Origin of the sequence: Reyranella sp., from assembly GCF_052439685.1 — a bacterium.
Lineage (GTDB): Bacteria > Pseudomonadota > Alphaproteobacteria > Reyranellales > Reyranellaceae > Reyranella.
The window spans coordinates 1-12,243 of the sequence record NZ_JBQVQG010000005.1 but is presented as its reverse complement, the minus strand read 5'-3'; the positions used below and the strand labels follow the sequence as shown (position 1 = coordinate 12,243).

Annotated in this window: 14 protein-coding genes; 8 read left to right on the top strand and 6 right to left on the bottom strand. The window is 67.1% G+C overall.

All coding sequences use genetic code 11. From position 1 onward, the window contains the following. Position 1: 1 nt before the first annotated feature. Entirely contained in the window at positions 2 to 898 is an 897-nt protein-coding gene (locus tag ACT6UX_RS08550) for a DUF58 domain-containing protein (RefSeq protein ID WP_444774725.1), read from the bottom strand. A gap of 33 nt (positions 899 to 931) precedes the next feature. Further along, positions 932 to 1,945 carry an AAA family ATPase gene (locus ACT6UX_RS08545; protein WP_422008622.1) on the bottom strand — a complete coding sequence of 338 codons (1,014 nt, stop codon included), beginning with the start codon at positions 1,943 to 1,945 and terminating at the stop codon, positions 932 to 934. A 132-nt stretch (positions 1,946 to 2,077) separates the two neighbouring features. On the opposite strand from ACT6UX_RS08545, the gene ACT6UX_RS08540 reads away from it, so the two are divergent. Genes ACT6UX_RS08540 through ACT6UX_RS08520 form a run of 5 tightly spaced genes read left to right on the top strand, consistent with a single transcriptional unit; the run spans position 2,078 to position 5,675 of the window. After that, on the top strand, positions 2,078 to 2,638 hold the full coding sequence (locus ACT6UX_RS08540; protein WP_444774724.1) for a CoA pyrophosphatase: 561 nt from the start codon (positions 2,078 to 2,080) through the stop codon (positions 2,636 to 2,638). A gap of 18 nt (positions 2,639 to 2,656) precedes the next feature. Then, a complete protein-coding gene (locus ACT6UX_RS08535) occupies positions 2,657 to 2,890 on the top strand; it encodes a hypothetical protein (RefSeq protein WP_444774723.1) in 234 nt (77 codons plus the stop codon). Then, positions 2,887 to 4,101, top strand: coding sequence for a CCA tRNA nucleotidyltransferase (locus ACT6UX_RS08530; RefSeq protein ID WP_444774722.1), 1,215 nt, complete (start codon positions 2,887 to 2,889; stop codon positions 4,099 to 4,101). Before ACT6UX_RS08535 ends, ACT6UX_RS08530 begins: the two co-directional genes overlap by 4 nt. Next, a complete protein-coding gene (locus ACT6UX_RS08525) occupies positions 4,098 to 4,502 on the top strand; it encodes a hypothetical protein (RefSeq protein WP_444774721.1) in 405 nt (134 codons plus the stop codon). Before ACT6UX_RS08530 ends, ACT6UX_RS08525 begins: the two co-directional genes overlap by 4 nt. A 24-nt stretch (positions 4,503 to 4,526) precedes the next feature. Further along, entirely contained in the window at positions 4,527 to 5,675 is a 1,149-nt protein-coding gene (locus tag ACT6UX_RS08520; RefSeq protein WP_444774959.1) for an AAA family ATPase, read from the top strand. A gap of 184 nt (positions 5,676 to 5,859) precedes the next feature. Here the strand turns inward: ACT6UX_RS08520 and hemF are convergent, their stop codons facing one another. Both hemF and ACT6UX_RS08510 read right to left on the bottom strand, forming a co-directional pair. Beyond that, positions 5,860 to 6,786, bottom strand: coding sequence for an oxygen-dependent coproporphyrinogen oxidase (gene hemF, locus ACT6UX_RS08515; protein ID WP_444774720.1), 927 nt, complete (start codon positions 6,784 to 6,786; stop codon positions 5,860 to 5,862). Beyond that, positions 6,783 to 7,241, bottom strand: coding sequence for a tRNA (cytidine(34)-2'-O)-methyltransferase (locus ACT6UX_RS08510; protein ID WP_444774719.1), 459 nt, complete (start codon positions 7,239 to 7,241; stop codon positions 6,783 to 6,785). Before ACT6UX_RS08510 ends, hemF begins: the two co-directional genes overlap by 4 nt. Positions 7,242 to 7,400: 159 nt before the next feature. Here ACT6UX_RS08510 and petA point away from each other — a divergent pair, with 159 nt between their 5' ends. From petA to ACT6UX_RS08495, 3 genes are read left to right on the top strand one after another with little or no spacing between them, the layout of a single operon-like run. Beyond that, positions 7,401 to 7,967 (top strand): ubiquinol-cytochrome c reductase iron-sulfur subunit, encoded by a 567-nt coding sequence (gene petA / locus ACT6UX_RS08505; RefSeq protein WP_444774718.1) that lies wholly within the window; start codon positions 7,401 to 7,403, stop codon positions 7,965 to 7,967. A gap of 42 nt (positions 7,968 to 8,009) precedes the next feature. Beyond that, a complete protein-coding gene (locus ACT6UX_RS08500; protein WP_444774717.1) occupies positions 8,010 to 9,245 on the top strand; it encodes a cytochrome b in 1,236 nt (411 codons plus the stop codon). A gap of 5 nt (positions 9,246 to 9,250) precedes the next feature. After that, positions 9,251 to 10,048 carry a cytochrome c1 gene (locus ACT6UX_RS08495; RefSeq protein WP_444774716.1) on the top strand — a complete coding sequence of 266 codons (798 nt, stop codon included), beginning with the start codon at positions 9,251 to 9,253 and terminating at the stop codon, positions 10,046 to 10,048. Between the two features lie 25 nt (positions 10,049 to 10,073). Here ACT6UX_RS08495 and ACT6UX_RS08490 read toward each other — a convergent pair whose 3' ends face one another. Both ACT6UX_RS08490 and ACT6UX_RS08485 read right to left on the bottom strand, forming a co-directional pair. Beyond that, a complete protein-coding gene (locus tag ACT6UX_RS08490) occupies positions 10,074 to 10,967 on the bottom strand; it encodes an HpcH/HpaI aldolase/citrate lyase family protein (protein WP_444774715.1) in 894 nt (297 codons plus the stop codon). Further along, positions 10,964 to 12,202, bottom strand: coding sequence for a CaiB/BaiF CoA transferase family protein (locus tag ACT6UX_RS08485; RefSeq protein WP_444774714.1), 1,239 nt, complete (start codon positions 12,200 to 12,202; stop codon positions 10,964 to 10,966). Before ACT6UX_RS08485 ends, ACT6UX_RS08490 begins: the two co-directional genes overlap by 4 nt. Positions 12,203 to 12,243 lie beyond the last annotated feature (41 nt).

The window sequence follows — 12,243 nt, the reverse complement described above, 5'->3', positions numbered from 1 at the left end:
ATCAGGCCGCGTTCAGCCGGCCGAGATTGGCCATGGCGAGATAGAGCGAAAGGAGGACGGTCTGGGGCGAGCGATCGGTGCGATGCAGATGCACCGTCCAGTTGGCCGGTCGCGTCAGGCGCTGCAGGCCTTCCTTCTGGGCGGCGAGCCGGGCGCCATAGGCGGCGCGCACCGCTTCGACGCGACGGACCGTGTGCTGGCCCTCGGATTCGAGGCCCTCGAACTTCACATGGCCGTCGAACGGCAGCTCTTCCTCGGCGGGATCTAGGATCTGCACGAGATGGCCGCGCACGCCGACGCTGGCATAGTAGCGGATGATCTCCTCGATCTTCTCCAGCGGATCGAGCCAGTCGGACACCAGAACGACCGTGCCATGGGCCGGGAGCGGCACCATCGGCGGCAGGCTGGCGGGCGTGCGGCTGCTGTCGCGGCTCTCGTCCAGCAGGGTCTCGGCGACACGACGCACGGCGACGCGGCCGGAGGCGGGACGCATGCCGCCGCCCAGGATGGCCACGCGCTCGCCGGCGTCGGCCAGCAGGCTGGCCACCGCGAGCGTGATCAGCTCGGCGCGCAGCGCCTTGGTGTCGGTGTTCTTGAGCGAGGCGTATTGCATCGAGGGCGAGGCATCGCGCCACAGCCAGATGCTGGCAGCGGCCTCCCACTCGGTCTCACGGACGAAGAGGTTGCGGCTGCGTGCGCTCTGGCGCCAGTCGATCTGGCTCGCGCTGTCGCCGTCGCGATAGGGCCGGTACTGCCAGAAGGCATCGCCCTGGCCGACGCGGCGACGGCCGTGCACGCCCTGGATGACGGTCGCGGCCACGCGATCGGCGGCCACCATCAGGGCGGGCAGCGTGCCGGCGAGTTCGAGCGATCGATGAAGGGTTGAAGGCGCAGCCATGAACACCCGCAGTGCAATGCCTAGGCCAGACGGTTACCCAAGGCGGGCGCACATCTGGGCGATGACGGACTCGACGGTTACGCCTTCGGCGCGGGCAGAGAAATTGACGGCCATGCGGTGGCGCAGGATCGGACCGGCCAGCGCCACGACATCGTCGACCGACGGCGCGAGCCGGCCCTGGATGATCGCGCGGGCACGGCAGGCCAGCATGAAGGCCTGGCTGGCCCGCGGGCCGGGGCCCCAGGCAACGCGCTGGCGAACGACATCGAGGTCGGTGTGCTCGGGACGGCCGGCACGGACCAGCTTCAGGATGGCATCGACGACGCTTTCGCCGATCGGCAGGCGACGCACCAGGGCCTGGGCGGCCATCAGGTCGCCCGGCGAAAGGGCCTGCGTGGCGACAGCCTGCTCGGCGCCGGTGGTGCCGATCATGATCTGGCGCTCGGCCTCTTCATCGGGGTAACCGACATCGACCTGCAGCAGGAAGCGGTCGAGCTGGGCTTCCGGAAGCGGATAGGTGCCTTCCTGCTCCAGCGGGTTCTGGGTCGCCAGCACATGGAAGGGCGTCGGCAGGTCGTAGCGCTTGCCGGCCACCGTCACGTGCCGCTCCTGCATCGATTGCAGCAGCGCCGACTGGGTGCGCGGGCTGGCGCGGTTGATTTCGTCGGCCATCAGCAGCTGGGCGAAGACCGGACCCTGCAGGAAGCGGAAGGAGCGGCGGCCGCCTTCGCCTTCCTCGAGGATCTCCGAGCCCAGGATGTCGGCCGGCATCAGGTCGGGCGTGAACTGGATGCGCTTGGCTTCCATGCCAAGCACGACACCCAGCGTGTCCACCAGCTTGGTCTTGGCGAGACCCGGAACGCCGATCAGCAGAAGATGGCCGCCCGAGAGAAGCGCAACCAGCGTTTGATCGATCACGTCCTGCTGGCCATATATGACCTTGCCGATGGAGGTGCGGGCGGCGCGAAGTTGCCCGCCCAGCCTTTCGATGTCGGCAAGGGCGGCCTGCGCGTCGGCGTCGGTAGCAGTCGATGTATCGGGGGCCACCAGGGCGCTCCTGTCGTCGAGGGAATATGATTGAGGGAAGCCCAGAATTGAGGCCGGAACAAGGGCATGAGGGTTGACGAAATTGTGCGGCGGGTGGCGGAGCGCAGCAGGCGTTTGGCATCCGGATTGCCCGTGGCGTCGCCGCCGATCGGCAGCGACTTCTCACTGAACGGTGTCGGGGCGATGCCCGAAGTGTGGCGCCCTGCCTCCGTGCTCATGCCGCTGATCCGGCGCGAGACGGGAATCACGGTTCTGCTGACCCAGCGGACCGAGGACATGCCGAGCCATGCGGGCCAGATCGCCTTTCCCGGCGGTCGCCGTCAGGCCGAGGACATCGATGCCACGGCGACGGCGCTGCGCGAAACGGAGGAGGAGGTCGGCCTGACCCGCGACTTCATCGACGTCGTGGGACCGCTCGATCTCTACAGGACGGGCACGGGCTATCAGATCACGCCGATCGTGGGCATCGTCACACCCGGATTCACGATGCGTGCGGATCCGCGCGAGGTCGCCGATGTCTTCGAAGTGCCGCTCGATCACTTCCTCGACGAGCGCAATCACCGTATCGACAGCAGGGTCTGGCAAGGCCGCGAGCGGCGTTACTATGCAATGCCTTACGGCGAGCGTTACATCTGGGGCGCCACGGCGGGTATGCTGAAGAACCTCTACTTCACCCTGACCACCAACCCTTGACGCAGACCGGGAGTTTTCATGCGTGTCGTTCTCCTGATCCTCGTCCTCGTGCTCGTGCCCTTCTGCGCGTTCTTCCTCTGGGCGTGGGCGGTCAAGATCAAGGAGGAGCGCAAGATCGCCGGCACGCTTCCGTCCTGGCAGGACATGCCGATGACGTGGCTCGGCATCGCCGGTTTCGCCTGCGCGATCATGGGCTTCCTGGTCATGTTCTTCACCCAGGATCAGGGATACGGCGGCCTCTTCGCATCATGAAGCCCGTTGGTCGTCTCGACGTGGTGCCGTGGTCGGACGACACGGCGGTCCGTACGCTGTTCGACGCGCTAGCCGGTTCGGGCATCGCCGCGCGCTTCGTCGGCGGGTGGGTGCGCGATGCCGTGCGCGGCGAACCGCTCACCAACGAACCCGATCTCGCGGTCGACAAGCCACCGGAGACCGTGATGCTCGCCCTCAAGGCGGCCCGGATCAAGGTCGTGCCGACCGGATTGAAGCACGGCACCGTGACGGCGGTGATCGCCGGCGCGCCGTACGAACTCACCACGCTGCGCCGCGACGTCGAGACCGATGGCCGGCATGCGGTCGTGGCCTTCACCGACGACTGGCTGGAGGATGCCAGCCGGCGCGACTTCACCTTCAACGCGCTCTACGCCGACCTCGACGGTACGCTCTACGATCCGTTCGACGGCCGGACCGACCTTGCCGAAGCGCGCGTGCGCTTCATCGGCGACCCGGACCTGCGCATCGCCGAGGATCGGCTGCGCATCCTGCGCTTCTTCCGCTTCCATACGTGGTTTGGAAAAGCGCCGTTCGATGCGGCCGGCTTCGAGGCCTGCCGTCGCAATGCCGGCAGCCTGCGCGGCCTGTCGGGCGAGAGGGTGCGCAAGGAACTTCTGCGCCTGCTCGCCGCGCCGGCGCCGGCCGATACGGTGGCCGCCATGCGCGAGGCCGCCATCCTCGATCACTGGCTGCCCGAATGCGACGGCACGGCGCGGCTGCGGGCATTGATCGCACGCGAAGACCGGCCTGACCCGCTACGTCGCCTGGCATCGATCCTCGCCGCGGGCGCCGATGCCATGGTGATCGGCAAGCGCCTGAGACTTTCGACGCAGGAATCGTTGCGGCTCGAGGTCATGCTGGCGGCCGATCCCGTCATCGAGGTGGCCGGCGGCGCGAAGGCGTGGCGCGCGCAGATCTATGCGCTGGGCGGCAATCTCTACGCCGACCGTCTCCTGCTCGCGGTCGATGCGCCGGGCGACTGGCGCGCGGCGCTCGCCATGGCGCGCTCCTGGACGCCGCCCGAGCTGCCGGTGAGCGGCGGCGATGCGCTGAAGCTCGGCCTCAAGCCGGGGCCGAAGGTCGGTGCGTTGATCGAGACGGTCGAACGCTGGTGGATCGACGGCGACTTCGCGGCCGATCGCACCGCCTGCCTGGCCGAACTCGAGCGGCTGGCGAGGACGGCTCAATGATCCGTCCCGGCGTCACCTTCTCACTTTGGATGGCGATCGCGATCCTTGTCGTGCTGAACGATTTCGTGGGCGACACCTGGATCGCGGCCACGCTCTCGGTGCGCGCGGTCGAATGGTACAAGGCGCTGGTACCGATGCCCTACGTCATGATGATGGCGATCTTCCATGCGCGGCGCACCATGGGCAGCCAGTGGTTCGAAGCGGCCCTGCTGGCGGCGCTGCTGTGGCCGACCTCCACGGCGCTGGTCGACTTCCTCTATGCCCGTCTGGCCTATGAGGAGGGTGCCGAAGCCTTCCTCGACCGGTTTGGCATCTGGTGGGGTGCCCCTTATCCGCTTCTGCTGCTCGTGTTGTTCGCGTCGCCGCTGCTGGTCGGCTGGGCGCTGGCCCGGCATCGATGAGCCCGGGATGAGCCCAGGATGAGTATCGTCGCGCGGCTGTGCATCTCCGGTTACCGCTCGCTGCGCGACGTCCGGCTGGAGATCGAGCCGCTGACGGTCGTCACGGGCGCCAACGGCAGCGGCAAGTCGAGCCTCTATCGCGCCCTGCGGCTGCTGGCCGATGTCGCGCAGGGACGGATCATCCAGTCGCTGGCGCTCGAAGGCGGTATCTCCTCCGTGCTGTGGGCGGGGCCCGAGCAGTTCTCGCGCGGCATGAAGCGCGGCGACCAGCCGGTTCAGGGCACGGTGCGTAAATCGACGATCAGCCTGAAGCTGGGTTTTGCCTCCGAGTCCTACGGCTATGCGATCGACCTCGGCCTGCCGGTCCCGGGCGGCCTGTTCGGCCGCGATCCGGTGATCAAGACCGAGACGCTCTGGACCGGCCTGGTCCTGCAGCGCGCCAACGCCTTCGCCGAACGCCATGGCCCGTCGGTCACGCTGCGGGATCTCAACGGCGAGCGCCGGCAGGCCTATACGCGCCTGCAGCCGTTCGACAGCATGCTGACCCATTGCGCCAATCCCGAGGATGGCGCCGAGCTGCTGTCGATGCGCGAGCAATTGCGCGACTGGCGCTTCTACGACCACTTCCGCACCGACAGCGACGCGCCGGCCCGCCGCCGCCAGGTCGGCACGCGCACCCCCGTGCTGGCGGGCGACGGATCGGATCTGGCGGCGGCGATCGCCACCATCCAGGAGATCGGCATCGAGGGGCAACTCGAGGCGGCCGTTGCCGACGCCTTTCCCGGCGGTTCGGTCGACGTCGCAGTGAGTGACGGCTACTTCGAAGTGGAGATGGTCCAGCAGGGGCTGCTGCGGCCGTTGAAGGCCACCGAACTGTCGGATGGAACGTTGCGCTATCTGCTGCTGGTCGCCGCCCTGCTGTCGCCGCGGCCGCCCTCGCTCATGATCCTGAACGAGCCCGAAACCAGTCTCCATCCCGACCTGCTGGCGCCGCTCGCCCGGCTCATCGCCGATGCGGCCAAGCGATCGCAGATCATCGTGGTCTCCCACGCCGAACGCCTCGTCTCCGCGCTCACCAAGGCCGGCGGGCGACGGATCACCCTGGCGAAGGAGCTGGGCGAAACCGTTGCCCTGGACGAGGACCGGCCGATGTGGACCTGGCCGAGCCGGTAATCCGGGCGAGACGACGGTGTTGTTCCGGCAGGCTGTCGGAGCAGGTTTTTCAAAAGGACTGGCGAGCAACCTTGGCCCGTCAAGGGTCGCCGCGGCCAGATCCAGGGGTGCGACTCTCGCTTCGATTGTTTCGTTTATTTCGAATATTTCGTTTACTCGCGGGACTCCCCAATTCGACGGCCCGTCAGGGCCACCGCACCTCGGGCGGCAGGGACATCAGGATCGCCTCGACATTGCCGCCGGTCATCAGGCCGAAGCGGGTGCCGCGATCGTGCAGCAGGTTGAACTCGACGTAGCGGCCGCGGCGCGCGAGCTGGTGTGCGCGCTCAGCCTCGGTCCACGGCTCGTCCATGTGACGCCGCACCAGTTTCGGGTAGACGTCGAGGAAGGTCTCGCCGACGGCGCGCGTGAAGGCGAAGTCGCGCGCATGATCGCCGCTGTCGAGATAGTCGTAGAAGATGCCGCCGATGCCGCGCGGCTCGCCCCGATGGGGCAGGAAGAAATACTCGTCGCACCAGGCCTTGAAGTTCGGATGGTAGGCGGGATCGTGCGCGTCGCAGGTCGCGCGGAACGCGGCGTGGAAGTCGCGCGTGTCGGGTTCGTGCGGCACCATCGGCGTCAGGTCGGCGCCGCCGCCGAACCAGCTGCGCGTCGTGACGATGTAGCGCGTGTTCATGTGCACCGCCGGCACCTTGGGCGACTGCATGTGCGCGACCAGCGAGATGCCGGCCGCGAAGAAGCGCGGGTCCTGCTGGGCGCCGGGGATCTGGCTGCGGAACTCGGGGCTGAACTCGCCGAACACGGTCGAGATGTTGACCCCGACCTTCTCGAACACGCGGCCGCGCATCAACGACATGGTGCCGCCGCCGCGGTCCTCGCCATTCTCTCCCCTGTCGCGTTCCCAATCCTTGCGCTCGAAGCGGCCGGGCGCGCGGTCGCGGTGGGTGCCCTGCAGATCGTCCTCGAGGCTTTCGAAGGCGGCGCAGATGCGGTCGCGGAGACCCGCGAACCAAGTGGCGGCCTCTTCCTTGCGGCGGGCGATGGTCGCCTCGTCGGGCAGGGGCGAGGGGCCGTTGGGGCCGGTGGCGGTGCGGGCGGGCTTGGCGGTCATGCGAGCTTTTCGAATCCCGAGGTCTGGCGGAGGGCCTCGCTCAATACCATCGCCGCGGCCAGGGCGACATTGAGCGACCTTGCCCCAGGCTGGAGCGGGATCCGGACCCGCAGATCGGCCGCCGCATGGACCTCCGCCGGCACGCCGGCGCTCTCCCGGCCCATCAGAAGGATATCGTCGGGCCGGAAGGTGGCCTCCGGCAGACGCTCCGCCCCCGCCGTGGTCAGCAGAACCAGCCGTCCGGGGGGCCGGTCACGGCAGAAAGCGGCCCAGGAAGCGTGCCGGACGAGGGCCGCCAGGTCGTAGTAGTCCATGGCCGCCCGGCGAATCCGCTTGTCGTCCACCGGAAAACCGCAGGGCTCGATGACGTCGAGCGGCACGCCGAGCCCGGCCGACAGGCGGATGAAAGCCCCAAGATTTTGAGGGATATCGGGCTGAAACAGTGCCAGGCGCATGAACTTTCTACTCCGGTCCGCGTCGCGGAAGGCTCTTTATGCGGCACGCTGTCACAGAATGCCGCGCATCGCGCCTGCGACCAACAGAGCCTTGAAACAAAAGGGGCTTTCCCGGCTATATACCCGCCAATCTCCTCGGGGGGACGGAAGAGAGTAATCATGGCTGCTTCAAGCACATCGGCACACGGACACGGCGACCCGACTCGGCGCGACTTCCTGATGGTTGCGACGGGCGCTCTTGGCGCCGTCGGCGCCGCGGCCGTCGCGTGGCCCTTCATCAATAACCTCAACCCCGCCGCGGACACGCTGGCTTTGTCGACCATCGAGGTGAACGTCACGCCGATCGCGGTCGGCCAGGCGGTGACCGTGAAGTGGCGCGGCAAGCCGGTATTCATCCGGCACCGCACCGAGGCCGAGATCAAGGAAGCGGAGGCGGTGCCGATGTCGCAGCTGCCCGATCCGCAGACCGACAATGCGCGTGTCACCGACACCGCCAAGAAGGTCCGCCCCGAGTGGCTGATCATGATCGGCGTCTGCACCCATCTGGGCTGCGTGCCGCTCGGCAACAAGCCGGGCGACCCCAAGGGCGAGTTCGGCGGCTGGTTCTGCCCCTGCCACGGCTCGAGCTACGACACGGCAGGCCGCATCCGCAAAGGACCGGCGCCGAAGAATCTCGTGATTCCGGACTACCTGTTCACTTCCGACTCGCTCGTTCGCATCGGCTGATCGACCCAGGTCGTCCGCCTCAGATCTCGCTGGAGTTCCAGAATGGCCTCGTCACACGGCACGCCGCCGGTCTTCAATAACAAGGTGATCGCCTGGGTCGATCACCGCCTGCCGATCTTCTCGTATATCGAGAAGGAATATCATACGTTCCCGACGCCACGGAATTTCAACTATTTCTGGAACTTCGGCGCGATCGCCACGGTGATGCTGGTCCTCATGATCGCCACCGGCATCGTGCTCGCGACCAACTACACGCCGCACGTGCTGATGGCCTTCGACGCCGTCGAGCGCATCGACCGTGACGTGCCGCAGGGCTGGCTGATCCGCGACCTGCACATGAACGGCGCGTCGTTCTTCTTCATCGCCGTCTACGTCCATATCTTCCGCGGCATGTACTACGGCTCCTACAAGGCGCCGCGTGAGCTGCTGTGGATCCTGGGCGTGGTCATCTTCCTGCTGATGATGGCGACGGCCTTCATGGGCTACGTGCTGCCGTGGGGCCAGATGAGCTTCTGGGGCGCCACCGTCATCACCAACCTGTTCTCGGCCATTCCGATCGTCGGCGAATCGATCGTCACCTGGCTGTGGGGCGGCTTCGCCGTCGACAATCCGACGCTCAACCGCTTCTTCGCGCTGCACTACCTGCTGCCCTTCATCATCGTGGCTGTCGTGGCGCTGCACGTCGTGGCGCTGCACATCCATGGCTCGAACAACCCGACCGGCATCGACCCGAAGGGCCCGCAGGACACCGTCCCGTTCCATCCGTACTACACGATGAAGGACGGCTTCGGCGTCGTGTGCTTCCTGATCGTCTTCTCCGTGTTCGTCTTCTTCGCGCCGGACTACATGGGCCACCCGGACAACTACATTCCGGCCAACCCGCTGGTCACGCCGGCGCACATCGTGCCGGAATGGTACTTCCTGCCGTTCTACGCGATCCTGCGCGCCATTCCCGACAAGCTGGGCGGCGTGCTGGCGATGTTCGGCGCCATCGCGGTGCTGTTCATCCTGCCGTGGCTCGACACCTCGCGCGTCCGGTCGTGCACGTTCCGGCCGATCTACAAGTGGTTCATGATGTTCCTGGTGGTCGACGTGATCGTCCTGGGCATCTGCGGTTCCAAGCCGCCGGAAGGCTTCTGGGTGCCGCTGTCGCAGCTCGCGACCCTCTACTACTTCGCGCACTTCCTCGTCCTGCTGCCGATCCTGGGCAAGATCGAACGGCCGTTGCCATTGCCTCCCAGCATCGCCGACTCGGTGCTCAAGAAGAAGGCGGTCTAAGAGCCATGCGCAAGCCTTTCGCCCGCAATCTCCTGGTCTCCGGCGCCATCGCGCTGGCGGCCTTCGCCACCGGCACCGTCGCCATCGCGGCCGGCGGGACCGAGCATCCGCCGCACAAGCACTGGCACTTCCAGGGCCCGTTCGGCACCTACGATCGCGCTGCGGCCCAGCGGGGCTTCCAGGTTTACCAGGAAGTCTGCGCGGCCTGCCATTCGCTGTCGCTGATGTCCTATCGCAACCTGACCGACCTCGGCCTGACCGAGAACCAGGTCAAGGGCCTGATCAAGGACATCTCCGTCTCCGATCTCAACGACGAGGGTGCGGTGGTCGACCGGCCGGCCCGCCCGTCCGATCGCTTCCGCAAGCCGTTCCCCAACGAGGCCGCCGCGGCCGCCGCCAACAACGGCAAGGCTCCGCCCGACCTCAGCGTCATCGTCAAGGCGCGCGAGTTCGGTCCCGACTACATCTACGGAATCCTCACGGGTTACGTGCCGTACGACAAGCTGACGCCCGAGCAGATCAAGGAGTTCGACGTCAAGAAGGACGACAACTTCAACAAGTACTTCCCGGGCCACAAGATCGCCATGGCGCCGCCGCTCAGCGACGACAAGGTGACCTATGCCGACGGCACCAAGGCCACGCTCGACCAGGAAGCCTCCGATGTCACCGAGTTCCTGGCCTGGGCTTCCGAGCCGCACATGGAAGACCGCAAGCGCACCGGCGTTCGCGTCATCCTGTTCCTGATCGCTCTCGCGGGCCTGATGTACGCCGTGAAGCGCATGGTGTGGGCCGACAAGCACTGAGTGCTGGGGGCGCGCCCCCAGCAAGTTATCTCTTGAGGCGGCGCTCGATCGCTTCGTGCCGCTGGATGAGCCGGCGGGCGCGAACGATCACCGGGATGTCGATCATCTTGCCATCCACCGAGAACGAGCCGCGGCCCTCAGCCGCGGCTTTTTCGTCGGCCGCGATCAGTTTCCGCGCGTAGGCGACTTCCTCGGCCGTCGGCATGAAGGCTTCGTTCAGGCTGGCAACAAGCCCGGGATGGATGCAGGTCCCGCCGGAGAAGCCGAAGCGGCGCGCCCGTTCGGCGCTCTTCCTGTAGGCGGCAGGGTCGGAATAGTCCGCGACCGTTCCCAGAATGCCGAGCACCGGCACGCCATGCGCTTGCGCCGCGAAAGCGACCATGCGCTTGGGCAGTTCGAGCGTCTCGTCGCCCGGCACCGAGCCGGTTTCCAGTGCGAAATCCTCGCCGCCCAGCATCATGGCGATGACGCGAGGACCGCGCTCGGCGATGTCGTTCAACTCCGTGAGCGCGCGCGGATGCTCGATCATGGCGGCGAAGCCGACGCTGCCCACCGGCATGCCGCGCTCGCGCTCCAGTTCGCTCACCACCTCGTCGAGCAGGCGCAGATGCTGCACGCCCTCGGTCTTGGTGACGAACAGGGCCGAGAGGCCGGGCCGTACCGCCGCCTCGATGTCGGGGATCGCCAGCCGCAGCGGCCGGTTGATGCGCACCGCCACGTCGGCGCCCCCGCGCGCCACCTTCTTCATGGTCTCCGGCAGCATCGCGCGGGCTTCCGGCTTCTGCGCCGGCTGCACGCTGTCCTCGAGATCGACCAGCACGCAATCGGCGCCGCGCTCGTGGGCCTTGTCGATGAACTTGGGGACGTTGCCCGGCACGTAGAGGATCGAGCGCCAAACGGGCGGGAGGGGCCGGTTCACTTCTTCTTTCCCGTAGAGATCGCGCCCGACGCGCAGAGCTTGTCGTACTCCTCCGCGCCCAGCATCGGCTTCAGCAGGGCCTCGTTGTGCTCGCCGACCCTGGGTGCGGCGCTCTTCAGTGCGCCTGGCGTGCCGGACATGCGCGGCACGACCGGATGGGTCGGCAGTTCGCCCATGTCCGTATCCTCGATCTCGATCAGCGATTCGCGCTCCAGCACATAGTCGTCCTGCACGATCTGGGAGATGTCGTAGACCGGGCCGATGGTGACGCCGGCCTCGTCGAAATAGCGCAGGTTCTCGTCGAGATCGCGGGCGGCGATGAATTCGCCGATGATCCGGTCGAGCTCGACCCCATTGCGCACGCGCTCGATGTTGGTCGAGAAGCGCGGGTCGTCCGCCAACTCCGGCCGGCCGATCTTGGCGAGCACGCGCATCGCCATGCCCTGCGTCGAGGCCGACAGGCACACCCAGCTACCGTCCTTCGTCTGGTAGACGTTGCGGGGCGCTGCATTGGTCGAGCGGCTGCCGGTGCGCACTTTCACCTCGCCGGTCAGCCTGTGGTTGGCGGCCTGCGGTCCCAGCATGGAGAAGAGCGGATCGAACAGCGGCAGGTCGAGCACCTGGCCTTTGCCGCCGTTGATCTCGACCTCGCGCAACGCCACCATCACGGCGCCGTAGCCGTTCAGGGCGGCCATGCAGTCGGCGAGATACATCGGCGGCAGGACCGGCTCGCGATCGGCGAAGCCGTTCATCGAGGCGAAGCCGCTATAGCCCTCGATCAGCGTGCCGAAGCCCGGCTTGTGGCGGTAGCGTCCGTCCTGGCCCCAGCCGGAGATGCGCAGGATCACCAGCTTCGGGTTGATCGCATGCAGCTCGGCCGGTGACAGGCCCATGTCTTCCATGACGCCCGGCCGAAAGCTCTCGACCAGGATGGCGGCGGTCTTCGTCAGTTCGCGCACGATCGTGCGGCCGGCGTCTGAGCGCAGGTCGAGGGCGACGCTCTTCTTGTTGCGGCTGTAGACCTTCCACGCCGTCTCGACACCCTTGACCCGCCACGAGCGCAGCGTGTCGCCTTCCGGCGGTTCGATCTTGATGACCTCGGCGCCGAAGTCGGCGAGCTGCAGGGTCAGCACGTTGCCGGCGACGAGTCGCGACAGGTCGACGACGCGGACCCCGTTCAGAGGGCCGCGCGCGCCGGGCGTGAAGGATTTCTTGGCGGGACGTTTCTCAGCCATGTTCAACGAAAATCCTGTCATCCCGAGCGCAGCGAGGGACC

What these genes read in the sequence shown, in the direction of transcription:
- hemF (WP_444774720.1), bottom strand. Translation starts at nt 6,786, where the DNA reads ATGACCGCCAAGCCCGCCCGCACCGCCACCGGCCCCAACGGCCCCTCG.
- ACT6UX_RS08495 (WP_444774716.1), top strand. Translation starts at nt 9,251, where the DNA reads ATGCGCAAGCCTTTCGCCCGCAATCTCCTGGTCTCCGGCGCCATCGCG.
- ACT6UX_RS08510 (WP_444774719.1), bottom strand. Translation starts at nt 7,241, where the DNA reads ATGCGCCTGGCACTGTTTCAGCCCGATATCCCTCAAAATCTTGGGGCT.
- ACT6UX_RS08530 (WP_444774722.1), top strand. Translation starts at nt 2,887, where the DNA reads ATGAAGCCCGTTGGTCGTCTCGACGTGGTGCCGTGGTCGGACGACACG.
- ACT6UX_RS08550 (WP_444774725.1), bottom strand. Translation starts at nt 898, where the DNA reads ATGGCTGCGCCTTCAACCCTTCATCGATCGCTCGAACTCGCCGGCACG.
- ACT6UX_RS08485 (WP_444774714.1), bottom strand. Translation starts at nt 12,202, where the DNA reads ATGGCTGAGAAACGTCCCGCCAAGAAATCCTTCACGCCCGGCGCGCGC.
- ACT6UX_RS08500 (WP_444774717.1), top strand. Translation starts at nt 8,010, where the DNA reads ATGGCCTCGTCACACGGCACGCCGCCGGTCTTCAATAACAAGGTGATC.
- ACT6UX_RS08525 (WP_444774721.1), top strand. Translation starts at nt 4,098, where the DNA reads ATGATCCGTCCCGGCGTCACCTTCTCACTTTGGATGGCGATCGCGATC.
- petA (WP_444774718.1), top strand. Translation starts at nt 7,401, where the DNA reads ATGGCTGCTTCAAGCACATCGGCACACGGACACGGCGACCCGACTCGG.
- ACT6UX_RS08535 (WP_444774723.1), top strand. Translation starts at nt 2,657, where the DNA reads ATGCGTGTCGTTCTCCTGATCCTCGTCCTCGTGCTCGTGCCCTTCTGC.